The organism is Pseudoalteromonas sp. SCSIO 43095 (assembly GCF_023650455.1).
In the GTDB taxonomy this organism is placed as follows: Bacteria; Pseudomonadota; Gammaproteobacteria; order Enterobacterales; family Alteromonadaceae; genus Pseudoalteromonas; species Pseudoalteromonas tetraodonis.
The window spans coordinates 997,562-1,021,786 of sequence record NZ_CP087995.1 but is presented as its reverse complement, the minus strand read 5'-3'; the positions used below and the strand labels follow the sequence as shown (position 1 = coordinate 1,021,786).

Genomic DNA, 24,225 nt, shown 5'->3' with positions numbered 1-24,225 from the left:
TTTTCCTTAAAACAACCTCTGCAATGGTTTATCCTTATAGCATCGTTAGCTATCAGGATACGTTAATGCCTAATTCGCATAATAAAGCGCAATTGCCTAGCAATCCAACTCTCAAAGAAATTAATTGGTTTAAAAAGCAAATTAATTGGGGGGAGCTGCCGCATTTTTATCATTTAGTGGCTTCGTCGGTAAGTGAATGTGAAAGTATTTTAGATCACGGATTTGATAATGCCATCAAGCGTATTATCGACAAACGCAATTGGAATTTAGAAGCGCTGGGAATAGACCCCAACGAACTTTATGAAAAAGAAAGCAATAACAAACCACGAATTTCACTGCATCAAGTGTTTACCGAGCGTGGTTTTGAATTACAAGCCCTCCCTTTTTCTAATGATACCGCCATCGATAGATACGCACGACATGATGAGACAATGGAGTTTAGGTTATGGGATCCATTGACCATGAAAACCGTTATTCGCATTAATCAATTACATAAATTTATTGGCTTTTACTTAGACCAAGGCGATGAAGCAGATAAAGCGCTTATATTACATTCTCACAAAGTGGTTCATAAAATTATTGCTTTTTTACAAACTCAATTGAACATTGTTAAGGTTGATGGGGTCACAATAAAGGCGTTTTATCAACTATGTGAAAAGGACAGCCGTTTATATAGACATGATCCTTCAAGTGCCCCTGATAAAAAATAAACAAGGAATATAATGCAGCTAAAATCAGCCTTTATCACTTTATGCAGTGCAGCGCTTACGTTTAGCCTACTGATAAGTGAGCCGTTAAAGGCACAAACCAATCTTCAACTGCCCGACTTAGGCACTTCAGCCTTACAAGCACTACCAATTGAAAAAGAAAAAGCGATTGGTGAAGTGATGATGATGCAGATCAGAGGCTCATCGCCTTTGATTAACGATCCGGTGCTTGATGAATACCTAACAACCTTAGGTAGAAAGTTAGTTGCTAACGCCAATGATGTGCGTTTTGGGTTTTCATTCTTTTGGTTAAATAATCCCGAAATCAATGCATTTGCATTTTATGGCGGCCATGTTGGTGTACACACCGGATTAATAGCCCAAGCCGATAACGAGAGTCAATTTGCATCGGTTCTTGGCCACGAAATAGCACACGTCACCCAGCGCCACTTAGCAAGGCGCATTCAGCAGCAACAAGATAATAGCGGGCTTACCATTGCAGGCATGATTGCTGGTATTTTAGCCGCGGTTGTAGCCCCTGATGCCGGTATGGCTATTATTTCAGCCAGCCAAACACAATCAGCTTTCAGTCAGCTGACACATAGCCGTTCTGCCGAACAAGAAGCAGACAGAATGGGCATGCAAACCCTCAACAACGCAGGGTTTGATGCCAGAGCATCAAGTGAATTTTTAACTAAACTTGCCGCACAAATTCGTTATAAATATAAACCACCGGCGTTTTTACTCACTCACCCTCTTCCTGAAAGTCGTGTGTCAGATGTTCGCCTTCGTGCCGAGCAATACCCTAAACGCCAGGTAAGCTCGAGCCTTGATTTTGACTTAGCAAAAAGCCGAGTCCTGGCGCGTTACGATAACAAACCCGAAAACGCAGAAGCCTTATTTAGAAAGTTAATGCGCGAAAACACCTATAACAACGTAGCATTACAATACGGTTTAGCTATTAGTTTGCTTGATCAAAAAAAGACGGATGAAGCACAACCTATTCTTGATGAGTTACTGGCAGACGATCCTAAAAACTTATTTTATATTGATACCAAAACAGATTTACTCATTGCACAAAAAAAAGCCGCAGAAGCTGTTAGTTACTTAAGCGAGCTAAATAATTATCGGCCAAATAACCAAGTGATCACCTTAAATTACGCCAACGCGGCATTAGAGGCTGAGCAATATGAGTTAGCTGAAAATATATTAAAGTCGTTTTTACTGGAAAAACCCGATCACAATTTAGGCAAACAGCTTTTAACTGACGCCTACAAAAAACAAGAAAAATTGGCGGCCTACCATGAAGCCAATGCCGATGTATTATCTCAGTATGGCGCGTATTTAAAAGCGGCCGACGAAATACAAAAAGCGCTTAATTTTGTAGAGCCAAGTGAAGATGTTAAGCAACAGCGCTTAAAAGCGTTACTCACACAGTATCGGTTATTGCAAAAAGAGCTTGCGAGGCTTTAAGTCTTTAGTGAGTTCACCTAAAATAGCCACAATTTATACTTTGGATGTATTATTATGTCAGTTACTATTTATCATAATCCGCGTTGTTCAAAATCACGCGAAACCCTTAACCTATTACAAAGTAAAAACATTGAACCGAGTGTTGTTGAATACTTAAAAACACCGCTTTCTCATGAGCAAATTAGTACCTTAGTTTCTCAACTTGGGTTTAATTCGGCACGAGATTTGATGCGCACCAAAGAAGAGCAGTACAAAGCGCTTAATTTAAAAGATGAAAATAGCGAGTCAGAGCTTATTGATGCCATGGTCAATCACCCAAAACTAATTGAGCGCCCTATTGTAGTAAATAACAATAAAGCCGCCCTAGGTCGCCCGCCTGAAAACGTATTAAGCGTTCTATAATGAGCACAACCATCGTGGTGCTGTATCACTCAAGCCATGGCTCAGTAGAAGCCATGGCACATGAGATTGCAGAGTCAATAGAGCAACAAGGTGCAACTGCATTACTGCGTACTTTTGTGGCTAAAAACCCGCATGACATTGTGATCAGTAAAGATGATTTAGTTGCCTGTGACGGGCTTGCATTTGGTACGCCGACCCGCTTTGGCATGATGGCCTCACAAGCAAAAACGTTTTGGGAAACCACCAGCGATCTTTGGCTCAAAGGCCAACTTATCGATAAACCTGCCTGTGTGTTTTCATCATCAAGCAGTATGCATGGTGGCAATGAAGCAACCCTACTCAATTTGTCATTGCCTTTGTTACACCATGGGATGATGTTGATGGGCGTACCCTACGATGTACCTGAGTTGCTCGGCACCGAAACAGGAGGAACACCTTATGGCGCCTCTCACGTTGCAGGTAGCAATAACAGCTCAATCCTAAGTCAAGACGAAATTAAAATATGTCAAAGCGTAGGAAAACGCCTGACTCAAGTTGCGAGTAAACTTAAATGATTCAAGTAAGCGAGCCTGCTAAAAAACCGATTACCATTAAATTTCAGCGCCTAGCCTTATTTGGTTATATTGGTCTGCTTATTTTAATGCCGTTATGGATGTTTGTATTAGCCCCTAGAGACGGTCACAGTAACACCTTTCTTTTCTTAGTGTATGTATTGCCACTATTACTGCCATTAAAAGGCATATTACAAGATAAAACCTACACCTATGCGTGGGCTAATTTTATTGTTATGTTTTACTTTATTCATGGCTTTACATTGCTGTGGGTCGCACAAGATGAGCTTATATGGGTATTGCTTGAGTTATTATTTGCCTCATCTATGTTTATTGGCTGTACTTATTATGCGCGCCATAGAGGGCAAGAACTTGGGCTTAAAATTCGCAAGCTTAAAGATGAGCTCGCTGAAGAAAAAGCTGCACACGAGCACGATAAAAACAATCCGTAATAAATACCCAACAATGCAAAAACGCGCTAATTAGCGCGTTTTTTTGTAGCAAAACATTAACTTTTAAACTAACTCGCTTAAAGCTGCCAACCCTACAATACAGGCTAAACCTAGTTGTGCAACAAGACTAAAAACCGACATCATTCGTATTAAAAACAACCCCCATGGGTGTTTTACATGCGGATACAATGAGCAACGCTTTAAGTTCGTTGCAAAGAAAAAACACACCACCGCCGTCATGGTCATAAAAAGAGTAAGCTCACTTTTTATAGTGATGTTTTCATCAAAAAAGAAAAATAACTGTAGCGGTAATAATAAAGCCACAAGCGCATGTAGCACATGCACCTTTTTAATTCGCTCTAGCTGCCCCTCTGGCGATAACTCTTTAATACCAAAGTCACGCTCAAGGCACTTAACTAAGTTGCTGGCTTTTATACTAACCGCTAATCGGTAACAACTTAACCCCTCGTTATTTCGCGCTCTAAAGTCATACCCTGCTTTGAGCAGTAAAATCATTAACGATTCGTTTTTACTTATCACCGCGTAATGCAGCGCCGTATTACCTTGGTCGTCTACCGCTTTTTTATCTTGGTACTGCAGGAGTGTTTCTACTACATTTACGTAGCCTTTTTCTGCCGCCCACATAAATGCTGTTTTATTACCTTCATCGGTTAAGGTGCCCGTGGCGCCTTGCTCAATAAAGCGCATTGCCATGGTTTGCTTAGCTTTTTTCTTGTTTAAATGCGCAAGTAAGGCATTTTCTAAAAGCACAATAGAATCAACATCAGGAGACACCTGAGTTAACAAAGTAAAGTAATCTTTGCCAGCAGCCACTTTTTCGCTGGTCAGCTCTGCTAAGTGGTCAATATCAGCAATCGACTGGGGAATATGCGCACTTAAACGCTCTCTAAAATCGACCTCTTTCCAAATAGCTAAGGTATCTGCAGCTGAGAGCTTTGCACCTTGCTCTAGTGCATGCTCTATCAGAGTAAAAAAGCGTTTACTAAAAAATAAGCTAATTAAAGAAAGTGGCGTTTCAATGTTATTTTGTGCCGACACACTTGCGTACTTTTCAAGTCGCTGACACAGCATTAGCACAATATTTTCTATGCTGTAATCATTGGCAAAATAATGCTCTTTCAGTGCAGCAATATACTCTTGTGCGTTTTCATCATATTCAGAAATATGCTGAAAATAACACTCTTCGAATGGCTCTAAGGGGGTTAACCAGGTTAAATAATAAATTGGGGGTAAAACAGTGGTGCATACACCATTATCTTCTTCAGTAGAGCGACAGGCGGGCCAAGCTTCTAAAGCATCTAAAATGAAGGCACCGTTTTGCTCAACCAGCCCTTTGACCAGTAACGGGTATTCCTTTGGCCAAATTAGTACATTTTCCATTAAAACAACACAACTCCAGTGTAGCTCGGGTGAGTAGTCAGTTATAACAGTATTTAGCTGACACCACGCTTAATCAAAGAAGCTAATATTCTACCACAGCTAGGTAGCCAAGCTAGCGTAAACTCATGCAATATAGGCCAAAATACAAAAGCAGCTAACAACATACGTCATTAGCTGCTTTTAAGGTTGGAGCTGTTAATTGCAAAAGTACTAACTTTGCTGAAGTTCTGCTATGACTTGGTCTAATCCCACATCAGAAATACGTTGAATGATCTCTTTTTGCTTAGCACTGAGTAACGAAATTCCCTCTGCAACAATGTCGTATACTTTCCACTGGTTGTTGTTACCTAAACGCAATTTAAAGTGCAAATCAATGGTTGGCTTATTCGGTTCAATAATTTGCGTTTTTACCGTAGCAAATTTAGAGTCGCTTGCAGCAGCGTCTTGCTCAAATATTACATCCTGCCCTGTGTACTTCATGAGCGCACCGGCATAAGTCCCTGTTAAGTAATGCTCTACAGCATTAATAAACGCAACACCTTGGTCACGGTTAATACCTTTAATATGCTTACCTAATAATTTAAACGACACAAACTTAACATCAATATGTGGCATTAAACGCTGCTGAACAATTAACGACATGGCTTCTTTGCTGGCATCGCCTTTCGCATTTACCTGTCCAATATCGTTAAATAATGATTCTGCTACAGTTTGCAATAACTGCTTAGGTGATGGCTGCGTTTGTGCATACAAAGTGCTACTGAAAAAAACAGCAATAACCATTAAAAGCTTTATAAGTTTCATAAAAAATGCATAGTTTAAATAATTAATTTAAGCGTAATTTACGCAAATAACAGGCAATAAAAAAGGCATAAATAAGCAACTTATTAATGCCTAATTGGCACCAATTAAATTAATTAAATAAATTCAATTGGTTAAATAAATCAGTTAACAAGCCATATACAAGCGGCTTTTTGTCCTTATTGAAAACACCAATTCACCGCCCTTATTATCCCTTTACTATTTTGACTTAAACCCTAGTTGGCCGTTATGAAAACCTCATACAACAGACTTTTAGTTCTTGTTTTTACCCTGTTTATATTGGCTACCAAAGCCGCTTATGCATCCTCTAACCATGGTTATGCCGTCGATTTATTAAAAGGAGAAGGCAATGTAACAGGGGCAAAGCTTGCGTATCAATATCACCCTCAAGGAATGCAAAACTTTGTCGGCGATGCTCGTTTTTATTTAGAAACCAGCGTTAATGCGTGGCAATACCGCCATGATCAACAATCACAATCCAACGTGGTCTTGGCTGTGTCACCGGTGGTGCAATTTCCAGTATTTAGTGTATACAACACCCCCTTTTATGTAGAGGCTGGCATTGGTTTTTCATTACTTGATGAGCGCTATTTTGCTGGTAAAAACCTAAGTACTCACTATCAGTTTGAAGATAGGATAGGCCTAGTGGCAGATTTTGGTGAAACTAATGTAGCGCTGCGAATTATTCACTATTCAAACGCCGGATTCAAAGCGCCCAACCCAGGTATTAACTTTTTAACGTTATCGGTGGCACAACGGTTCTAATTGCTTATTTACAGCCCTAGAGAGGATTGCAGCTTTTATTTAAAGTGGTCATAATTATCGCTTAATAAAAAATAAGAGCATCGCAATGCAAATTTGGCAAATCGTACTCGTTATCGTGATTGTACTGGCTATTGTTATCGGCAATTTAGTACTGCTGCGTTTAAGTGCAAAAAGCGAGTTTAAACCCTCAGCACCACGCTCATCTGCGCAAAGCAAAGAAACAAAAAAGCCCTGAATAATCAGGGCTTTTTTTCGTTTAAATGACTGTTCTAGCCAACTAACCAGTGTGCCATTAAGGCAATAACAGGCAAGGTTACTAAGGTTCTGAGAATAAAAATAACAAATAGCTCAAAAATATTAACCGGTATTTTACTACCCAATAAAAGTGCGCCCACTTCAGACATATAAATAAGTTGCGTTACACTCATTGCCGCAATAATAAAACGTGTTACATCGCTTTCAATTGAGCCTGCGGCTAGAATAGACGGGATAAACATATCTGCAAATCCAACCATAATCGTTTGTGCCGCCATTTCAGCTTCAGGTATTTGTAGCAATTCTAAAAATGGAATAAACGGCATACCTAAATATTGAAATATTGGCGTGTACTCAGCAATAATTAACGCAAATGTACCCACAGCCATTACCACAGGTAATACTGCAAACACCATATCAAATGCGTTGTGTAAGCCCTCTTCAATTGTGCCTTTTAAGCCTGGTGCTTTTTCTGCTTTAGTTAATGCAACATCAAGTGAATGCTTAAGTAATGTTTTGCCTTCAGGAACCAATTCAGCGTTTCCATCGGGCTCTTTACCATCAATAAGCACGTCCTTTTTAAACCGCAGTGGCGGTAAACGCGGAACAATTATCGCAGCCACTACACCCGCTAAACACACAGTTAGGTAAAAAGGTGCAAATAAGTATTCAAGCTTTACTTGGCCAATAACAACCAAACAAAAGGTAATTGAAACAGCTGAGAAAGTGGTACCAATAATCGCAGCTTCACGTTGAGTATAATATTTATCTTCATACTGACGCGCAGTCATTAAAATACCGACGCTACCATCACCTAACCATGAAGCAACACAGTTAACTGCACTGCGCCCTGGTACGCCAAATAATGGGCGCATTACTTTAGTAAGTAAGGTACCCACAAGCTCAAGTAAACCAAAGTTAAGTAATAACGGCAGTAACAAGCCCGCTAAAATAAACACCGAAAACAACACTGGTAGTAAATCTTTCAATACCAGCAAGCCGGTATTTTCTGAGGTAATAGCATGCGGCCCCAACTTGAAAATAAGTTAAAAGCACAAACACCATACCTAATAACCGTGTTACTAACCAAATCCAACTCACATTAAACAAATGATTTAATAAGCGAAATTTGGTTAAGCTTTTCGGTTTAAACACACTAAATACCAACGACATAACGCCAGTAATACAAATAATCGTCGCTATTAACCCAAGCGCTATTTGACTAAATAAAGCTTGAATTGCTTTTGCCATTACCGCAATAGGAATCGTCATTATTTCGCCAGACGGTACTGGCGTCATAAACAAAAACACACCGATTAATGAAGGAATTAAAAAAACCAACCATATTTTCAAATCATAACTTTTTTGGACCGGTGCTGGGCGTGATGAATCTAACTGAGACATATTTTTAACCTGTAAAAACCACAAAAAGAGCAAAAAGCTCTTTTTGTGGGAAGTATTTATAATTATTAAATTTTAATACCGCGCTTAATTAGCGCCGCTTCTAATGCTTGTTGTAACCCATTCATTGTACCTGGTTCAAGTGTTTCGCCTTTGTCATCCATCCACGTTAGACTGGTGCCACCTTGTTTGGTTTTGCTAACCAAAATTTGGTATTGACCTTCATCAATTGGAAGCTCTATTGGTTCATCGCCCCAAATTGAATCCCACACACTGGTTTCTACTTTCGCATAATCTGCTGTAATTAAACCTGTCTCTTGGTTTATTTCAACAATAGTAAAAGATAAACGCTCTAAGAATCCAGAAAAGCGATCGAATACCGTATCGTAAGCCTGCTCAGTAACAAGTGCGGCATTGCCTTTGTTATCAAACCCGAGTTCTAACGAGATGATCCCTTGGCGCTTACGCATATCAACTTCAAGCTGACGGTAGCGGTAATCAAACTCACTCACTACTTGGTTAAGTGCACGCACTTCAAGCTGTTGTTTTAATAAATCAGTTAGCGGCTTATCACCTTTAAAATCAATAAGCTCAGCAGTTAACGAGGCTGTGCGTTGGTGTTCTTTTTCTTCAATAGTAAATTTAAAACGCTCTAAATCAACGCTTTCATCATTGCCCCATAACCAGCTTTCTTCAGGCTTTATAATAGCGTACCAATCGGTTACAAGTGTTCCTTGCGTTTTATCTTGCTGTGTTGCACTAATGTTATTATCAGCAAGCACCGCTTGAATCGAATCCCAAATAAACACATCTAAATCTTCAATGCCGTCATTTTTATCAAAATAAATACGCGCTTGTTTATCTGCTTCCTCAACCCAACTGCCTTTAGCAATGGTTAAAACTTGCGCCGGCGGACGATAGTTTGTTGCCTCCGGATTATTATCATATTGACCCACATCCATTTTATAAACAGGATCTTGAGCGGGTTGAGATAACGATGCAGGCACTTTAACCGGCTCATGGGCGCGGTAATTACGCTCATTATGAGCATCACTTGTAAATACACTACACCCTGACAAACTTACCAATACACTTACTGCTAGTGCTTTTGGGATCCAATACTGCACAGATAATTCTCCTTAGCATACCCTTAATTGTTTTAACAAATATATGAGTGGGTAATGCCGATTTGGTTCAGTGTAAAATCAATATTAACTTTACATTTATAATTTGCTTGCCTAACTGCATTCAGCCTATGAGATAACAAACGGACTAGGCTACAAATAGACACATTTTTGCTATGGTACTTTCACAAGCTTGTAAAAACAAGAAACACTGCACTATTAACCGCCTAAAATTAACCGCTGCTATAGTTTAACGCGGGTTTTGTGTTAAACTTTGCCGCCGTGCAACGCTACGTGTTTATTTTTTTGTTGCCAAGTCGGTTGTTTTCATCCAAGTAACTTAGGTACTTTAAAACCCATGACTGCATTTTCAAATCATCAAATTGTTTTAACCGCAATTGGCGAGGATAGATCGGGCATCGTCAGTGAACTTACGCAACTCGTAAGCGATTGCCACTGTAATATTATAGATAGCCGTATTGCAATTTTAGGCAACGAATTCACCTTTATTATGCTACTTAGCGGTGATATGTCAGCCATTAGCCGCATAGAGCATACATTACCCACCAAAGGCATGGAGCTTGGACTGCTCACTATGATGAAGCGTACTTCAAGCCATAATCAAAGCGAGTTTTGTGCAGGCTATACCTTAGAATATACCGGCATAGACACCCCTGGCACATTAAGCAAAGTAACGCGTTTTTTTGCAGATAATAATATTAATATTTGCTCATTAAAATCAGACACCTACGAAGAAGAAACTGAGCTTAAAATGCGCTGTGAACTTGAATTTAATATTCCCGTTGACGTTGATATTGACCAATTTAAAATTAGTTTTGAAAACCTTTCGCACGTTTTAAACGTAGATTACATCTTTCGACGTATTCGCTAAGGAGTTTAGCATGAACAAAATTACCCCATTACAAAGTGGCGACACAGCACCGGCTTTTAGCTTACAAAACCAAAATGACGAAACTGTCGTGCTCAGCGAGTTATTAAAAGAAAAACAAGTACTGGTATACTTTTATCCTAAGGCGTCAACGCCTGGCTGTACCGTACAAGCCGAAAACCTGCGTGACCAACAAGCCGAGCTTGCTAAATTTAACACCCATGTTGTTGGCATAAGCCCAGATCCGATTAAGCGTCTTAAAAACTTTGAAACAAAAAAAGAGCTTAACTTTGACCTACTTTCAGATGAAGATCATGCCATTGCTGACGCTTTTGGGGTGTGGGGCTATAAAAAGTTTATGGGCAAAGAGTACGACGGTATCCACCGCCTCACTTTCTTAGTAGGCCAAGACGGTAAAATTAAACACTTGTTTGATAAATTCAAAACCAAAGATCACCACCAAGTGGTATTAGATTATTTAGCAGCTGAATAAAGGCTAAAGGCTAAAGGCTAAAGGCTAAAGGCTAAAGGCTAAAGGCTAAAGGCTAAAGGCTAAAGGCTAAAGGCTAAAGGCTAAACAAGATAAAAAAAAGCGTTGCTCAAGGGCAACGCTTTTTTATATTTGCTTATTTATAATTTAGCTAATAACGGTGATTGTGGAATACCTATTCGAGGAAGTAGAGCCGGTGTTACCGCAAAGGCTGCTGGTAAACGTCCTTTTAATTCAGCCATTTTTGTTTGATTATTTTGCTGATCAAAAATGTAGTATTTTAAAACATCACCATAAGCACTTCCCTCTAAACTAGCTTGTTGCAGTGTGTCTAATGCTTTATCGTAATCTGCGCTATAAATATAAGCTAATGCTAAGTTCCCAGCAGAACCTTCGTGTAAGTTACCGTCAAGCTCTCTAGACAACTCCTCTAATTCAGCTATAGCCAGTTCATAACGACCTAGTTGTATGTAGGCATTAGCAAGCGAGTTTTTCGTAAAATATGGCGGGTTGCTTCCTGCTGGATACCATGTTTCGTAAGCACTTAAGATATCTTCATATTGTTCAAGTTTAGAAAAAACATGAACGAGTAAAGTATAACTTTCTAATTTAATTTTTCCCTCTTCAAAACCTGATAGCACATCTCTATTTGCATACCATTTTTGAATATTTTTTGCCGTTTGTATTAGTTGTGTTGATTGATCACTTTTTGCATCACCAGCTACCTCTAAAAGTTGCGCTAACTGTTGGTTATACTGATTACTAGCTGCGGGCTGTTTTTGCGCACTATGTTGTTCATTCTTTGGATTTTCATCAACAATTTGTGCTGCTGCCAACGCGCTAAAAGACAGTGCAGCCAAGGCCATTACCATATGTTTACTTTTCATTGTTTTTTCCTTGTTTAACATTTTAATCCTTTGAATATTAAAACTCTTTGAGTGTTCAATATTCAAAAGAGGGGGAGTGAAAAAGTTATATTTAGATTTTTTTTCATGCTCAGAGAGTAACAAACTGGCTAAATCTAACTGATACTTACCTTTGAGTTTACGCATACATTTTTCGTCACAACTAAGCTCTAACTGCTCTTTTGCCAAACGCGCTAGTTTTGAGCATATTGGGTTCCACCAAAAAACACTTTCTATAAAGCAAATTAGCCATGTCCAATAAATATCACCTTGTTGTAAGTGCGTTAATTCGTGCTCAATAACAGAGTTTAATTCTTTTCGATTTTCCATCTCAGGAGTAAGCCAAACAACCGGATTGACTAATCCTGTTGCAAAAGCAGGCCCTCCAATTGAGGTGAATCTTATTGGATATATACAGTTTGCTCGTTTTGAAGTGCTATATAAGCTTGAGTTAGCTTTTAAGTTTTTGACTAACTTTACATACATAGCAACACGCAATGTAAACAAGCCAATTCCACTAAACAGCAATACACTAAAAATATGGTTTAATGATGGTAACCAACTCACTGGTGCAATAATGCTACTTTCTGATGTTATGACCTGCGCACTGGTAGGGGCTATTAACGTATTTAAAAAACTAAACTCAGCAACATTAACAGTATATTGCGATGTACTTTCAAATAATGGCAATTGAGAAAAGTATTGCCAAGGAACAAACCAGGCTATTAAAGCCAGCATTATTACGTAAAAATTTAATCTAGAAGGGGCACTTTTCATCCCTAATGATGCAAGCAAACAACACACACTAATAATTGTGCAAGTTACAAAATAATCCATCATAGCCTTCTCCTTTAATCTTGCTTTTTATTTTTCAATAACGATTGTAGGTACTCAATATCCTCGTCATTCAGTTTTTCTTCTTTAATAAAATGGGCAATTAAGCTGCGAGAGTTACCTTTAAAAAAACGCTGCATAAAGCTAGGCATTGCTTGTGCTGAAAATGCGCTTTGAGTGATCACTGATTTAAATACGATCGCTCTCCCCTCGTTCCCACAGCGTACTATCGCCTCTTTTTGCTCTAACCTATCAACGATTGTTTTTACTGTGGTGTAAGCTACTTGCTTATCTTTTTTTGTATCAGCAAGTAGGGCTTTATGTAACTGGCTAGCAGTACAAGGCTCGTGCTGCCAAAGCAACTGCATTATGTCTAATTCAAATTCACTAAGTTTCATTTTAACCTCTATTACTACGGTTGTAGTTTTCATCTATTACAAATGTAGTAATAAGCACTCAGTGTGTCAATATAAAAATTATATAATTTAAAATAAAAAATAAATTTAGAGGTTGGTAAATACATAAGCGATAAGAGGCATAATTATCGAAGTGAACATATATAATGAGATGTCATTTTTTGTATTTATCGCTTTAGTACATTAGTATCTCTGCCGATAGCTAAATTGGTAACGAATAACATTATGGATAATAAACCGTGATACAGCTAAATAAACACTCAGCCTTTTACGTTAAAATTACAGCCGAAAAAACAAATATTGCACTACAAACAAAAGACACAACAAAAAATCAGGACAACACTGATTATCAATTATCAGATAAAGAGCGCAATAAACTCTCAGGAAAAAAGGCTGAGCAAAATGCTGAAAAAACAGCAAGTTCAGAAATGCCTGAATATATCGCTAAAATGATAGAGCAACTTAAGGAGCTCAAGCAGCTGCTTGAAGAACAAAAAGAGCAACTCACTCAATTACAAGCTCAATCGGACCAAGAAGACGAGGCAATACAGGCACAAATTGAAGCACAAGCAAACATCGTTTCATCAACACAATCTCAGGTAATTGCGCTCGTGCAAATGATCGGCCAAGCCATGAAGGATGCAGGTATTACAGACGCGGGGGCACTTGTAAGTGCCATTGTTTGAATTTTCAGAGCAAAGATTTCAATAATAAATAGCCTACCCTAGCGGTTAAAAAACTACGCTGTGCTTGCGTTCTCACTCTCCATCTAACAGTGCTTGCTGATAAATTTTATTAAACTCTTCAGCAGGTAAATCAGCCGCAAAGTGATATATAAGCGCTTTGTATTTATCGCTTTGAATTAATTTTGAGAGTGTATTATTAAAGTTCTGCATAAATTTCATATAACACGTTGTTAAAACTTTATAGGTTTTTAAAAAATGGAGTTTGAAAATGCGAAAAGAGTTCGAATTCACGGTCAAGGGTCATAAAATTAAAATTGTTAACTCATGGTTTGGTGGTGCAATACTATATGTTGATGGCGATTTTCGTGATCAAGATTCTACTTTTATTGCTAATGGCAAAACGGCACTTCTTTCAGCTAAACTTGCTGACTTTGGTATTTTAGAGATTTTCCCCATATCTGCTTTAATATCTGTAGAAATGGATGCATTTTTAATTACGGACGATGAAAGGTTGCAAGTATACAGGTCACATAAGCGTTTAACCTTAGCACAGCAGCGATTAGCAAAATAAACACATAGGTAAAATATGAAACTATTAATGGCCCCTTTAATACTCATTATTGCTGGATGCAGTAGTGTTGCGCAAAAAGATGAACAATATTCGCCGTGCTCTGAGGCGTGGTTTAACTATGTTGAGCAGCAAATTAATACCGGTGACGGTTATGAACATGGGCCAGACATTGGCTCTTTAGAATGGCGCTCTGTGATCATGTTTAAACTCGGTATTAGAGATAAGCCAAATGTACCAGAATTAAACACACAGCTGTGGTGTCAGTTTATTGATGAAAATTATATTTAAAGCCAGCTTAACTTTATGAGTTAAAATTTGTTTAGTTAGGTTGGGTTTATAACCCAACCTTGTATCTACGTTATATAACTTAACGCAGAGCAGCTTACAGCTGCTCTTTAACTAATCCCCAAATACTTATGTACTTGAATTGATAAGCGCCAGTTTTTAGCGATACAAGTATCAATGGCTAATTTAGTGGCTGAGGCTTTTTGGCTGATTGGCTGCAAATATACCAGTTTTGGGTTTACGCCGGTGGCGGTAAATAGCTCTTCCAGTTCTTCTACGTGTTTTTGCATAGCAACTGGGTGTTTAATTTCATCGGCGCGTTGCATGGCACTACTGAGTACTTTGTAGCCACCGCGCATATTAATTTTTGGCGATACCGTGACCCACGTTTGTGCAGGGGCGAGTATTTCAAAGGTGCCACTGGTTTCTACTTGTGTGCTAAAGCCATGATCATGCAGTAAATTACATACTGGGTTCAAATCATACATGCAAGGTTCGCCACCGGTTATAACAACATGCTTGGCGGTATAGCCACGGGACTTAAATAATTCAAGTACCTGCGCTGCGCTGGCCTCAGCCCAATGATCTGAGTCGGCTTTTTTTTCTACCGTGTCATCAAGTGATACTTTATATACGTTATCAACATCCCAGGTTTGCTTTGTGTCGCACCATGAACATCCCACAGGGCAACCTTGCAGGCGTAGAAAAATAGACGGCGTACCAGTAAAACTCGCTTCACCTTGAATGGTTTCAAACACTTCATTAATTTTGTACAAAAGAAATCTCACTTACAACCTGACGGCAAAATTGTTACTATTAGAAATCACAAAGCACGGTGCAAAAATTGTCATTTATGCCTTGGCCGTGTAGTATATCGCGCCCTGATATAAACCTCTATCAAAACTAAAGAGCAAACCACGTATGACGCAAAAAGTAGTTGTTATTTATTCCGGCGGTATGGACTCATTTACTGTATTAAATAAAGCCCTGCAGCAAGGCCATGATGTTTATGCCCTCTCGTTTGATTATGGTCAGCGTCATGTTAAAGAACTTAAAGTCGCCGCCAGCGTATGTGAAAAGCTAAATGTACCGCACAAAATTGTTGATATATCGGCAATTAATCAGCTTATTGGTGGTTCGTCGTTAACAGACGATATTGATGTGCCAGAAGGCCATTACGAAGAAGAAAGCATGAAAAGCACCATTGTGCCTAATCGCAACATGATTTTACTTTCTTTAGCGGTAGGTTATGCGGTGTCGCTTAAAGCAAGCAAAGTATATTACGGTGCGCATTCGGGCGATCATGCTATTTACCCAGATTGCCGCCCTGAGTTTGTTAAAAAGATGGATGATGTGTGTCGTATTGCAAATTACGATGCGGTAGAAATTTTTAGCCCGTATTTAAATAATACTAAAATCGATATTTTAACCGATGGTATTAAAATGGGATTAGACTACAGCCAAACATGGACCTGTTATAACGGTCGTGATAAGGCCTGTGGCAAATGTGGCGCTTGCCAAGAACGTTTAGAAGCCTTTGAGCTGAACAACGTAACTGACCCGCTTGAATACGAGTAAAGTTTAAAATAAGCACACTATAAGGCTACCAAGGGTAGCCTTTTTTAGCATGAAAAAACATTAAAGCCAGCGTTTTACCCGCGATTTGTAATCCTCAAATTGCTCACCAAATAACTGATGTAACGCCCGCTCTTCGGGAATGATTTGAAACAGCGTTAAATAACCAACGTAGCCCACAATACCTAAAAAAGCCCAAATAGAGCTTAGCCACACGCCCCACCCCGCCAGTATAAAAGCAAAGCCTAAATACATAGGGTTACGTGAGAGTTTATATACCCCTGAGGTAACTAAGCTTGTTGCTTGCTCAGGTTTATTTGGTAGTACCGTGGTTTTGGCTAAACGAAAACTGACGACCCCGGCAATACAAAAGAAACAACCTATAGCGACTAATCCTAATGCTAGGTAAGTTATGAAGGCGGTAAAGTCTATTACTGTGTAATGCGCAATCAGTGCCATAACAGCAGCGAAAAATACCACAACGACAACCGGTGGGATTTTATTATTTAACATACCTATTCCTTGTATCGATTAAAAAAACTACATGGTTATTATATGGTGGCGGCACAAATAATAACAATGACTTTATAAATACAAATAAAGTTACAATTAATTAGCTTTATCGGCGCTTAATTATGGTTATAATTTAAACTTAAAATAAAATTAAAGGAAGTAATTATGTCTGGCACAACAATGATAGTTCTCATTGTACTTATTTCTGTCGGTTCGGGGGTTATTTACGATATGTATAAAAAGCACCTTGAGTTTAAACATAAAGTACAGGACAACAACCAAGACGCACACAAACAACTAGCTGAGGTAACCGCTCAAGTGAGTGAACTTAAACAACGAGTACAAACACTTGAAGCCATTGTTACCGACTCAAGCTATAGCGTAAAACAAGAAATAAACAAACTATAGCCGTCCCTTAGTTATAAATAATTAGGGTATAAATGTGCATTTTCTGGCTGCTCTATACCATGGGCAGCTAAAAACCCGCCAATGGCTTGTCCACACCCTTGAGGTGCCCTGCCGCTGTCTATTTCAAAGTTTAACTGATTCGCCTCTTGCTTACCCATAGAACATAAACTAACTGAACTTGGTGAACGCATGGCAATACTTAGCTCCCCTACCTGCTCTGCGTGTACATCTTTACTAAAGCGCGCAAAGCCTTGGTATTTAAAATGCTCACTCACATACTCGTTACTTACAGCAACCAGTGCGGTAATAAAGCTATGTAAAAAGCTGTTGGTTGTTGCATTAGGTGCTAAAAATGACAAGGTTTTATTATTAAATTCGCTTAGCTGACAACTATCGCAATGAAGTTTAACCGTATACACCTGCTCACCGGTGATTATTGCTTGGCAGTTAATTAGCGCAATTTTATTATCCGCAAACACCAGGCGCTCAATCAGGTCGTTCAATGGAATATTTTTAAACGATGTGCTTTTAACAAGCTCAGGGTTTTGAGCCATAACGGGTAAGTCATGATGATTATTAAATGGCGTGCTGGTTGCGCCTTGATGCTGCAGCTGAAAAAGCTCTCTTACTTCATGCTCGCGTGCCACTTTCAATGCTAAAAATGCTGTTTGAATAAGCTCTGAGGTTGGCAAATTTTGCTCTACTGGCCAGCGACGACCAAACAGTAACTTTTTTGCTTTGTTCTCAGCACGGTAATTATCTGGACTAAGTACCGCCACTTGCAGATAAATATCACTGTTTTTTTCTGCAGCTAACACACTAAAGTGAGTAGAAAAACTAATGTCGTTAAGCACTTCATTAACGCTGGCTAGCGTATGTTTGTAACGTAAAAAATGCTGGGGAACAATCCAGTTATTATTGGCCAATTGCACTAACGGTGCATACGAAATCGGTTGCTCGTAACTGTGTTGCCACTTTTGCCCATCGCCCAATAATGGCTCAATTTTTATATTTTTATCTGACATATTTAAACCAAATAAATCCGCCTGATGGCAAGATATTAACTATGAAGCACTTTACGTAGTTAATCACAAAAACCGATCACACTGACTTAGCATTCAAATACTCGTTGATACTCTGTTATAACTTTTTGATAGTAAAGTCTATCTTTATTGAGCATTCGAGTATAATGGTTAAGCAATTGCTGCTGATATTGATGATGTTGTGGATTGTATTTATCCCACATTTGAGCACCGGTTTGAGTGAGTGTTTGGCTGGCATTTACACTAACGTGTAATACTTCGTAAAAACGTTTGTTTTCAACAATAATTTGCTCGTTTTCGAGCTTTAAATTACAGGCTTTTAAACCTGCACGCACTTTGTAAAGATGCTGAATGGGGCAAATAATAAAACTGAGTTGGTGCAAGCTTTGCGGGTTGTTGGCAATAATTTGTTCAATAAGCTTTAAACATAAATCGCCCCCCACACCAGCAATAACCACCACTTGCTTTGCAACTGTTGACAATTTAATCTGCGCAACATCTTCGCAGCGCACTTGCCATGAAGGTAAAGACTTTCCTTGCTCAAATTGTTGCAGCGACTGTTCGAGCGCTTCCATTAACGTTGGAATAATATCCACAAAATTTATATGTTTTGCTATACCGCGCTCAAGTAACGCCATCCCTAAAAAGCCATGATCGCAGCAACAATCCCAAACAATATCGTAAGGCTCTGTAATTAATGAATTGATGGCGTTTAAACGTTTACTCAGTTTCATTTAACTCACTATGTTTTTGTTTTGTACACCAATGCTTTTAAGCTTTTATCGCTATCAATTTCAATAAAGCGATCAGTCGGTTCTAGGCGTTTAACAAACTCAATAGCACCTTGAGTATGTTCTTGAATAAGTGCTTTAAAGTCATTTTCGGAAAGCTCTGGGCTATTAGCGCATAACAACAGCTGTGTAGTGTCGTTTAAAAGCTCAGGGAGTCTGCGCAGCACTTTTTGGTAGTCTTTTGTTAATATAAAACTGCCTTTTTGAAAGCTGGGTGGATCAACAATAATTAAATCAAACGGTGCGGCTTTTTTTAGCTTACCAAACGACTTTAAAATATCATGCGGTAAAAAACTGACGCCCCTATCAACATTGTTTAATTGATGGTTTTGCTTACCGACTTTTAACACGCCCTTGCTCATATCCATGTTCATCACATGATCGGCACCGCCGTGCATAGCCGCTACCGAAAAACCACAAGTATAAGAAAACAGGTTAAGTACTTTGGCATGTTTACTATTGTGCATGACAAACTCACGGCCTTTTCGCATATCTGGAAAAATACCGGTGTTTTGCTTACTCATTAAATCAACCAAAAAACGCACACCATTTTCGGCTACGCTATGGCGCGCGGGCAATTGCCCATGCACTAAGGTATTGTGGCTTTGCAGCCCCGCTCGCTGCTGATATACCAATGCAGTAATTAGCTCTGGATGATGTTGTCGTGCCCACTGCCATAACGTATCGGTGAGCGTAGTGAGTGTTACCTCATCAATTTCACTGTATGACACCAAAAACAAACTCGGTGGATAAAAGTCTAAGTTAATATGGCTTAGCGCTTCTACGCTGTGGCCGCGACCATGAAATACGCGGCATAATTCGTTATCTGCAAAAGGCGTGTCTGCTAATGCATTAATAAGAGGAGTAAAATCGATTGTCATTTAATTAATCAACTGTTGTTGTAGTTCATGTATTTCATCGCGTACAGAGGCGGCTTTTTCAAATTCTAAATCACTGGCGTAGGCATGCATTTTGGTTTCAAGCTGCTTAATTTGCGTGGCAATTTCTTTCGCACTAAGAATTTTTTTAGACTCTTTACGAATAAGCTGTAAGTTATCTTGTGGTGAAGCATCTTCACCTACATCCATTACATCGAGTATCTTTTTGATCAGTGCTTTAGGCTCAATACCGTGCTTAACATTATAAGCATGCTGTATATCGCGGCGGCGCTGGGTTTCATCAATGGCTTTGGCCATCGACTTAGTGATTCTATCGCCGTATAAAATGGCACGGCCATCAAGATGGCGAGCAGCACGGCCTATGGTTTGAATAAGCGAGCGAGCTGAACGTAAAAAGCCCTCTTTATCAGCATCTAAAATAGCAACTAGTGCCACTTCTGGCATATCTAAGCCTTCACGTAGTAAGTTAATGCCTACTAACACATCAAACACACCGGCTCGTAAATCACGAATAATTTCAACCCGCTCTACAGTGTCTATGTCAGAGTGTAGGTAGCGTACTTTTACATTATGTTCGCTTAAATAATCAGTTAAATCCTCAGCCATGCGTTTGGTCAGGGTTGTTACTAACACGCGCTCTTTTGCTTCAACACATTTGTAAATTTCTGAGAGTAAATCATCAACCTGATCGCCTACCGGGCGAACTTCAATAACAGGGTCAAGTAAGCCGGTTGGACGAATAACCTGCTCTGCAACTTCGCCGTTGCTGCGCTCTAATTCAAAGTCACCCGGGGTAGCCGATACATAAATGGTTTGTGGTGCAATGGCCTCAAACTCTTCAAAACGCAGTGGCCTGTTATCCATAGCTGAGGGCATTCTAAAACCATATTCAACGAGGTTTTCTTTACGGCTTCTATCGCCTTTATACATGGCACCAATTTGCGATACGGTTACGTGCGATTCATCAATAATCATTAATGCATCATCGGGTAAATAGTCCAGTAATGTTGGCGGTGGATCGCCAGGTGTGCGCCCCGATAAGTAACGACTGTAGTTTTCAATACCGGAGCAATAACCAAGCTCGGTCATCATTTCTATGTCGTATTGAGTACGCTGAGCTATGCGTTGCTCTTCTACTAACTTATTAGCGCTGAGCAATTGTGCTCTGCGCTCTTTAAGCTCAACTTTTATTTTTTCGATGGCTTCGAGAATTTTTTCTCGTGGCGTTACATAGTGAGTTTTAGGATAAATAGTGGCACGCACTATGTGTTTTTCGACGGCACCGGTTAGAGGATCAAAAATACTTAGGCGTTCAACTTCATCATCAAACATTTCTACACGCACTGCATAGGTGTCTGATTCAGCTGGAAATATATCAACAACTTCACCACGAACGCGGTATGTACCGCGACTAAAATCAATATCGTTTCGCGTATATTGTAGCTCTGCAAGACGGCGCAGCATGTCACGTTGGTCGACCTTTTCACCCACTTTTAAAAGCAGCATCATTTTCATGTATGAATCAGGATCGCCCAGACCATAAATCGCCGATACCGATGCAACAATTATAGTATCGCGACGCTCTAACAGCGCTTTAGTGGCGCTGAGCCGCATTTGCTCAATGTGTTCATTGATGGATGCATCTTTTTCAATAAAGGTGTCACTGGCTACCACATAAGCTTCTGGTTGGTAGTAATCGTAGTAAGATACAAAGTATTCAACCGCATTATGCGGGAAAAATTCTTTCATCTCGCCGTATAATTGAGCCGCTAAGGTTTTATTGTGCGCCATAATAATAGTGGGGCGATTTAAATCACTAATGATATTAGCCATCGTGAAGGTTTTTCCCGTCCCTGTTGCACCCAATAAGGTTTGATGAGCAAGCCCTGCTTCTAAACCTTCGCACAACTGAGCGATAGCGGTAGGCTGATCCCCAGCGGGTTTAAATTTTGATTCTAACTGAAAATGATCGCTCAATGACTACACTCCTGTAATGCTTGACTGCTTAACGCTTCAATTTCTTTCATAAACCACTTGTAGGCTACAAATGCTGTAAATAAATTACCAATGGTCGCGCCAATAAACAAGCCGATTAAGCCTGCAAGTTCGTTCCCGATATACGCAAAGGGAATATAAAAAACAAACAACCGAATAACGCTCAAAACTAAGGCGTTCATGGGTTTGTGTAAAGCGTTAAACGAGGAGTTGGATAAAATGATCACTCCTTGCAAGCCATAACTTAATGGGATGGTATAAATAAACAATTTTATGACATCAACAACGGCTTGCTCTTTACCAAATATTTCACTAATGACGCCAGAAAACATAATTAATAAAATATAAATAACAAACTGCCATAACATCACAAATTTTAAGGTTCCTAGGTAGGCATCCTTTACGCGAGAAAAATGACTCGCTCCAAAGTTTTGACTAATAAAAGGGGGCAAGGTCATCGACAAGGCTAATACCACTAAACTCGCTATTGATTCTATTCGACTCCCTACCCCAAAAGCAGCCACGGCTTCGGGGCCATGATGAGCAACCAATGCCGTCATTACTGCCATAGCAACTGGGGTGAGCATGTTAGCACCCGCTGCCGGTAAACCAATTTTTAAAATTTTACGAATTGCACCAATAACAGTTTGTTTGCCCGCTTTTAAACTAAGCAACTGCTTTTTAACAATTAATATGTAAAAAATAATCGCCACTCCAACTGCCCAAGCTATAACACTGGCAATGGCAGCCCCTTTAATGCCTAATGCGGGAATGGGACCAAAGCCAAAAATCAGCATGGGATCGAGTACAGCATTTATAAGCCCCGCTCCCCCCATAATAATACTCGGTGTTTTAGTATCGCCACTGGCTCGCAGTACAGAATTACCAATCATTGGGGTAATTAAAAATACACTGCCTAAAAACCAAATACTGATATATTCATGAATTAGCGGGAGTACTTGCTCCCCTGCCCCAAGCAACGTAAATATGGGATCAATCAATAAATAGCCACTAGCAGATAAAATTAATACTAATATTACCGCTACCAACAACGAAACACTGGCATCAAAGCGCGCTTCTTCTAAATTGTTACTGCCTAATGCTTTTGCAATAACCGCAGAAGTCCCTATACCTAAACCAATTGCTAAACTAATCACGGTAAAAGTAACAGGAAATGTAAAACTAACTGCAGCAAGCGGCTCTGTACCCAATAAACTAATAAAAAAAGTATCAACTATGTTGAACATCATCAGGGTAATCATCCCAAAGATCATTGGAACGGTCATTTTCTTTAACGTAGGCAAGATTGGAGCAGTGAGTAAATCAGGGCGAGTATGTGATTGAGAATGTGCGCGCATAAAATAAATAAGCCTCTTTTACTGAGCTGCATATTTTAAAGCATCCGGAGAGTTCAAGCCATGCTTTATTAAATCTAAACAACTAAATCAGCCTTTAATCTACAAACTATTACTTTTACGCTGTTGTAAATAAATTTTGCACAAACACATTAAAAATCAAATTAAATACACTTATGTAACTTTTGCAACATTTACCTTTTAGATTTTGTTGCTTTATTACACAGTTAGCGATGATGCTTTATCGTCACGAAAAATTTTATTTATCGTTTAGGTGGCTATCTAAGCTGAATCATAAGCCTTTGTTTTTTTAATATATAAAAAAAAGCTTTTTAATACTTGAAATCGTTGTAGCGCCCTACAATGCTGGAGGTGCTGATGTTCTTAAAGTTTCATAAACAGAGTTATCCACAGAAACCGTGGATAACTCAATCAACCCCACGTTTATAAAGGGCTACAACGTGGTGCTAAATTGTTAGATCATTTGGTTTTTTCCGTTACCAATATGCAAACAGCGTTGTATGCCCCCGTTATGTGTATGAAGGTGATATTTTCTTAGGCTAATATCAGTGAGTAACACATTCAAACAGGTAGCTAACTCATTGATTGTCTTATTTTTGTACAAGGCATTGCTGCAGTCAAAATTTATATTATGTTTTAGCGCTAATTTTAGTTTACGTAACTAATACGCATTTAGTTCAACCGTTTTAACGCACCAAAATAAAAAGGAGCCATTTATTTTAAATAAGTTAATTATCGCTTTATAAAAAATACAGGAAATAGAACGCGTTTTTGCTATTAAAAGCCGTTTTCTTAAATTTTACTCATCACTTTATTGCCTCAAATTACAAACTTCATGCAAATATTGCCCTGTTTTTATAAAACAATACCACTGCGCTTTACTTAAATAGTGTTACAAAACGCGCAGATTGCACATAAAAACAACGAATAGACCTCTTTTTTGAATTTATGATCTTTTATATGTTGACACTTTGCTATGCGGTCATTAATATTTCGCCCCGTTGAAAGGCAAGACGCTTCCCCCTTAGCTCAGTTGGTTAGAGCGACGGACTGTTAATCCGCAGGTCCCCCGTTCGAGTCGGGGAGGGGGAGCCAAGTTTTTCAGCCATAAACGATTCCCCCTTAGCTCAGTTGGTTAGAGCGACGGACTGTTAATCCGCAGGTCCCCCGTTCGAGTCGGGGAGGGGGAGCCAGGT

Annotated in this window: 27 protein-coding genes, 2 tRNA genes and 1 pseudogene; 16 read left to right on the top strand and 14 right to left on the bottom strand. The window is 39.3% G+C overall.

Annotated elements, in window-relative coordinates; all coding sequences use genetic code 11:
- Positions 1-65: 65 nt before the first annotated feature.
- Genes LOC50_RS04960 through LOC50_RS04940 form a run of 5 tightly spaced genes read left to right on the top strand, consistent with a single transcriptional unit; the run spans position 66 to position 3,585 of the window.
- The gene (locus LOC50_RS04960; protein ID WP_069439656.1) at positions 66-710 is read left to right on the top strand and encodes a hypothetical protein; all 645 of its coding nucleotides are present in this window, start codon (positions 66-68) and stop codon (positions 708-710) included.
- A gap of 12 nt (positions 711-722) precedes the next feature.
- Positions 723-2,180: a beta-barrel assembly-enhancing protease gene (bepA, locus tag LOC50_RS04955; RefSeq protein WP_069439657.1), complete on the top strand. Its 1,458-nt coding sequence runs from the start codon at positions 723-725 to the stop codon at positions 2,178-2,180.
- 54 nt (positions 2,181-2,234) lie between these two features.
- Entirely contained in the window at positions 2,235-2,582 is a 348-nt protein-coding gene (arsC, locus tag LOC50_RS04950; RefSeq protein ID WP_036982212.1) for an arsenate reductase (glutaredoxin), read from the top strand.
- Positions 2,582-3,136: an NAD(P)H:quinone oxidoreductase gene (wrbA, locus tag LOC50_RS04945; RefSeq protein ID WP_250653716.1), complete on the top strand. Its 555-nt coding sequence runs from the start codon at positions 2,582-2,584 to the stop codon at positions 3,134-3,136. The genes arsC and wrbA overlap by 1 nt, the downstream gene beginning before the upstream one ends.
- On the top strand, positions 3,133-3,585 hold the full coding sequence (locus tag LOC50_RS04940; RefSeq protein ID WP_036982203.1) for a DUF2069 domain-containing protein: 453 nt from the start codon (positions 3,133-3,135) through the stop codon (positions 3,583-3,585). Before wrbA ends, LOC50_RS04940 begins: the two co-directional genes overlap by 4 nt.
- 63 nt (positions 3,586-3,648) lie before the next feature.
- On the opposite strand, the gene LOC50_RS04935 is transcribed toward LOC50_RS04940, so the two are convergent.
- Both LOC50_RS04935 and LOC50_RS04930 read right to left on the bottom strand, forming a co-directional pair.
- Positions 3,649-4,986 (bottom strand): ankyrin repeat domain-containing protein, encoded by a 1,338-nt coding sequence (locus tag LOC50_RS04935; RefSeq protein WP_036982202.1) that lies wholly within the window; start codon positions 4,984-4,986, stop codon positions 3,649-3,651.
- Between the two features lie 210 nt (positions 4,987-5,196).
- Positions 5,197-5,790: an MlaC/ttg2D family ABC transporter substrate-binding protein gene (locus LOC50_RS04930; RefSeq protein WP_036982201.1), complete on the bottom strand. Its 594-nt coding sequence runs from the start codon at positions 5,788-5,790 to the stop codon at positions 5,197-5,199.
- A gap of 246 nt (positions 5,791-6,036) precedes the next feature.
- Here LOC50_RS04930 and LOC50_RS04925 point away from each other — a divergent pair, with 246 nt between their 5' ends.
- On the top strand, positions 6,037-6,573 hold the full coding sequence (locus tag LOC50_RS04925) for an acyloxyacyl hydrolase (RefSeq protein ID WP_036982200.1): 537 nt from the start codon (positions 6,037-6,039) through the stop codon (positions 6,571-6,573).
- An 85-nt stretch (positions 6,574-6,658) separates the two neighbouring features.
- Entirely contained in the window at positions 6,659-6,808 is a 150-nt protein-coding gene (locus LOC50_RS04920) for a DUF2897 family protein (RefSeq protein WP_076916055.1), read from the top strand.
- Between the two features lie 34 nt (positions 6,809-6,842).
- On the opposite strand, the pseudogene LOC50_RS04915 reads toward LOC50_RS04920, so the two are convergent.
- Positions 6,843-8,232 (bottom strand): annotated as a pseudogene (locus tag LOC50_RS04915) (YjiH family protein).
- A gap of 65 nt (positions 8,233-8,297) precedes the next feature.
- Complete coding sequence (bamC, locus tag LOC50_RS04910) at positions 8,298-9,356, bottom strand: NlpB/DapX family lipoprotein (RefSeq protein ID WP_036982196.1); 1,059 nt, start codon at positions 9,354-9,356, stop codon at positions 8,298-8,300.
- A gap of 355 nt (positions 9,357-9,711) precedes the next feature.
- Between bamC and LOC50_RS04905 the strand changes: the two genes are divergently transcribed.
- Both LOC50_RS04905 and bcp read left to right on the top strand, forming a co-directional pair.
- On the top strand, positions 9,712-10,245 hold the full coding sequence (locus tag LOC50_RS04905; RefSeq protein ID WP_013465263.1) for a glycine cleavage system transcriptional repressor: 534 nt from the start codon (positions 9,712-9,714) through the stop codon (positions 10,243-10,245).
- A gap of 10 nt (positions 10,246-10,255) precedes the next feature.
- Positions 10,256-10,735, top strand: coding sequence for a thioredoxin-dependent thiol peroxidase (bcp, locus tag LOC50_RS04900; RefSeq protein ID WP_013465264.1), 480 nt, complete (start codon positions 10,256-10,258; stop codon positions 10,733-10,735).
- Between the two features lie 137 nt (positions 10,736-10,872).
- Here the strand turns inward: bcp and LOC50_RS04895 are convergent, their stop codons facing one another.
- Complete coding sequence (locus LOC50_RS04895; protein ID WP_250653907.1) at positions 10,873-12,474, bottom strand: M56 family metallopeptidase; 1,602 nt, start codon at positions 12,472-12,474, stop codon at positions 10,873-10,875.
- 14 nt (positions 12,475-12,488) lie between these two features.
- On the bottom strand, positions 12,489-12,869 hold the full coding sequence (locus LOC50_RS04890; protein WP_036982191.1) for a BlaI/MecI/CopY family transcriptional regulator: 381 nt from the start codon (positions 12,867-12,869) through the stop codon (positions 12,489-12,491).
- A 257-nt stretch (positions 12,870-13,126) separates the two neighbouring features.
- On the opposite strand from LOC50_RS04890, the gene LOC50_RS04885 reads away from it, so the two are divergent.
- Positions 13,127-13,573 (top strand): hypothetical protein, encoded by a 447-nt coding sequence (locus LOC50_RS04885; protein WP_036982189.1) that lies wholly within the window; start codon positions 13,127-13,129, stop codon positions 13,571-13,573.
- A 72-nt stretch (positions 13,574-13,645) separates the two neighbouring features.
- Here the strand turns inward: LOC50_RS04885 and LOC50_RS04880 are convergent, their stop codons facing one another.
- Entirely contained in the window at positions 13,646-13,783 is a 138-nt protein-coding gene (locus LOC50_RS04880; protein WP_171034729.1) for a hypothetical protein, read from the bottom strand.
- Between the two features lie 58 nt (positions 13,784-13,841).
- Here LOC50_RS04880 and LOC50_RS04875 point away from each other — a divergent pair, with 58 nt between their 5' ends.
- Positions 13,842-14,144, top strand: coding sequence for a hypothetical protein (locus tag LOC50_RS04875; RefSeq protein WP_036982187.1), 303 nt, complete (start codon positions 13,842-13,844; stop codon positions 14,142-14,144).
- Positions 14,145-14,159: 15 nt separating this feature from the next.
- Entirely contained in the window at positions 14,160-14,432 is a 273-nt protein-coding gene (locus tag LOC50_RS04870; RefSeq protein ID WP_036982178.1) for a hypothetical protein, read from the top strand.
- Positions 14,433-14,539: 107 nt separating this feature from the next.
- Here the strand turns inward: LOC50_RS04870 and queE are convergent, their stop codons facing one another.
- A complete protein-coding gene (queE, locus tag LOC50_RS04865; protein ID WP_036982177.1) occupies positions 14,540-15,205 on the bottom strand; it encodes a 7-carboxy-7-deazaguanine synthase QueE in 666 nt (221 codons plus the stop codon).
- 145 nt (positions 15,206-15,350) lie between these two features.
- Between queE and queC the strand changes: the two genes are divergently transcribed.
- Positions 15,351-16,007, top strand: coding sequence for a 7-cyano-7-deazaguanine synthase QueC (gene queC, locus LOC50_RS04860; RefSeq protein WP_013465272.1), 657 nt, complete (start codon positions 15,351-15,353; stop codon positions 16,005-16,007).
- Positions 16,008-16,067: 60 nt separating this feature from the next.
- Here the strand turns inward: queC and LOC50_RS04855 are convergent, their stop codons facing one another.
- Positions 16,068-16,517: a methyltransferase family protein gene (locus tag LOC50_RS04855; RefSeq protein WP_013465273.1), complete on the bottom strand. Its 450-nt coding sequence runs from the start codon at positions 16,515-16,517 to the stop codon at positions 16,068-16,070.
- Positions 16,518-16,682: 165 nt separating this feature from the next.
- On the opposite strand from LOC50_RS04855, the gene LOC50_RS04850 reads away from it, so the two are divergent.
- On the top strand, positions 16,683-16,925 hold the full coding sequence (locus tag LOC50_RS04850; RefSeq protein WP_008110174.1) for a hypothetical protein: 243 nt from the start codon (positions 16,683-16,685) through the stop codon (positions 16,923-16,925).
- A gap of 11 nt (positions 16,926-16,936) precedes the next feature.
- On the opposite strand, the gene LOC50_RS04845 is transcribed toward LOC50_RS04850, so the two are convergent.
- The 5 genes from LOC50_RS04845 to LOC50_RS04825 form a co-directional block, all read right to left on the bottom strand.
- Entirely contained in the window at positions 16,937-17,950 is a 1,014-nt protein-coding gene (locus tag LOC50_RS04845) for a hypothetical protein (RefSeq protein ID WP_250653715.1), read from the bottom strand.
- An 86-nt stretch (positions 17,951-18,036) separates the two neighbouring features.
- On the bottom strand, positions 18,037-18,702 hold the full coding sequence (locus tag LOC50_RS04840; protein ID WP_250653714.1) for a tRNA (adenine(22)-N(1))-methyltransferase TrmK: 666 nt from the start codon (positions 18,700-18,702) through the stop codon (positions 18,037-18,039).
- A gap of 8 nt (positions 18,703-18,710) precedes the next feature.
- Positions 18,711-19,640 (bottom strand): class I SAM-dependent methyltransferase, encoded by a 930-nt coding sequence (locus LOC50_RS04835; protein WP_250653713.1) that lies wholly within the window; start codon positions 19,638-19,640, stop codon positions 18,711-18,713.
- Entirely contained in the window at positions 19,641-21,635 is a 1,995-nt protein-coding gene (gene uvrB / locus LOC50_RS04830) for an excinuclease ABC subunit UvrB (RefSeq protein ID WP_250653712.1), read from the bottom strand.
- Positions 21,632-23,011: an MATE family efflux transporter gene (locus LOC50_RS04825; protein WP_036982158.1), complete on the bottom strand. Its 1,380-nt coding sequence runs from the start codon at positions 23,009-23,011 to the stop codon at positions 21,632-21,634. The genes uvrB and LOC50_RS04825 overlap by 4 nt, the downstream gene beginning before the upstream one ends.
- A gap of 1,036 nt (positions 23,012-24,047) precedes the next feature.
- On the opposite strand from LOC50_RS04825, the gene LOC50_RS04820 reads away from it, so the two are divergent.
- A tRNA-Asn gene (locus tag LOC50_RS04820) sits at positions 24,048-24,124 on the top strand.
- Between the two features lie 21 nt (positions 24,125-24,145).
- Positions 24,146-24,222 (top strand) — tRNA-Asn (locus LOC50_RS04815).
- Positions 24,223-24,225 lie beyond the last annotated feature (3 nt).

Bases quoted from the DNA above. Each gene is read 5' to 3' on its own strand.
- LOC50_RS04925 (WP_036982200.1), top strand. From the start codon at position 6,037: ATGAAAACCTCATACAACAGACTTTTAGTTCTTGTTTTTACCCTGTTT.
- LOC50_RS04840 (WP_250653714.1), bottom strand. From the start codon at position 18,702: ATGAAACTGAGTAAACGTTTAAACGCCATCAATTCATTAATTACAGAG.
- LOC50_RS04960 (WP_069439656.1), top strand. From the start codon at position 66: ATGCCTAATTCGCATAATAAAGCGCAATTGCCTAGCAATCCAACTCTC.
- arsC (WP_036982212.1), top strand. From the start codon at position 2,235: ATGTCAGTTACTATTTATCATAATCCGCGTTGTTCAAAATCACGCGAA.
- bepA (WP_069439657.1), top strand. From the start codon at position 723: ATGCAGCTAAAATCAGCCTTTATCACTTTATGCAGTGCAGCGCTTACG.
- LOC50_RS04875 (WP_036982187.1), top strand. From the start codon at position 13,842: ATGCGAAAAGAGTTCGAATTCACGGTCAAGGGTCATAAAATTAAAATT.
- LOC50_RS04855 (WP_013465273.1), bottom strand. From the start codon at position 16,517: ATGTTAAATAATAAAATCCCACCGGTTGTCGTTGTGGTATTTTTCGCT.
- LOC50_RS04880 (WP_171034729.1), bottom strand. From the start codon at position 13,783: ATGCAGAACTTTAATAATACACTCTCAAAATTAATTCAAAGCGATAAA.
- LOC50_RS04920 (WP_076916055.1), top strand. From the start codon at position 6,659: ATGCAAATTTGGCAAATCGTACTCGTTATCGTGATTGTACTGGCTATT.
- LOC50_RS04930 (WP_036982201.1), bottom strand. From the start codon at position 5,790: ATGAAACTTATAAAGCTTTTAATGGTTATTGCTGTTTTTTTCAGTAGC.
- LOC50_RS04895 (WP_250653907.1), bottom strand. From the start codon at position 12,474: ATGGATTATTTTGTAACTTGCACAATTATTAGTGTGTGTTGTTTGCTT.
- bcp (WP_013465264.1), top strand. From the start codon at position 10,256: ATGAACAAAATTACCCCATTACAAAGTGGCGACACAGCACCGGCTTTT.
- LOC50_RS04935 (WP_036982202.1), bottom strand. From the start codon at position 4,986: ATGGAAAATGTACTAATTTGGCCAAAGGAATACCCGTTACTGGTCAAA.
- LOC50_RS04835 (WP_250653713.1), bottom strand. From the start codon at position 19,640: ATGACAATCGATTTTACTCCTCTTATTAATGCATTAGCAGACACGCCT.
- LOC50_RS04905 (WP_013465263.1), top strand. From the start codon at position 9,712: ATGACTGCATTTTCAAATCATCAAATTGTTTTAACCGCAATTGGCGAG.
- queC (WP_013465272.1), top strand. From the start codon at position 15,351: ATGACGCAAAAAGTAGTTGTTATTTATTCCGGCGGTATGGACTCATTT.
- LOC50_RS04890 (WP_036982191.1), bottom strand. From the start codon at position 12,869: ATGAAACTTAGTGAATTTGAATTAGACATAATGCAGTTGCTTTGGCAG.
- LOC50_RS04870 (WP_036982178.1), top strand. From the start codon at position 14,160: ATGAAACTATTAATGGCCCCTTTAATACTCATTATTGCTGGATGCAGT.
- wrbA (WP_250653716.1), top strand. From the start codon at position 2,582: ATGAGCACAACCATCGTGGTGCTGTATCACTCAAGCCATGGCTCAGTA.
- LOC50_RS04845 (WP_250653715.1), bottom strand. From the start codon at position 17,950: ATGTCAGATAAAAATATAAAAATTGAGCCATTATTGGGCGATGGGCAA.
- LOC50_RS04825 (WP_036982158.1), bottom strand. From the start codon at position 23,011: ATGCGCGCACATTCTCAATCACATACTCGCCCTGATTTACTCACTGCT.
- LOC50_RS04940 (WP_036982203.1), top strand. From the start codon at position 3,133: ATGATTCAAGTAAGCGAGCCTGCTAAAAAACCGATTACCATTAAATTT.
- LOC50_RS04850 (WP_008110174.1), top strand. From the start codon at position 16,683: ATGTCTGGCACAACAATGATAGTTCTCATTGTACTTATTTCTGTCGGT.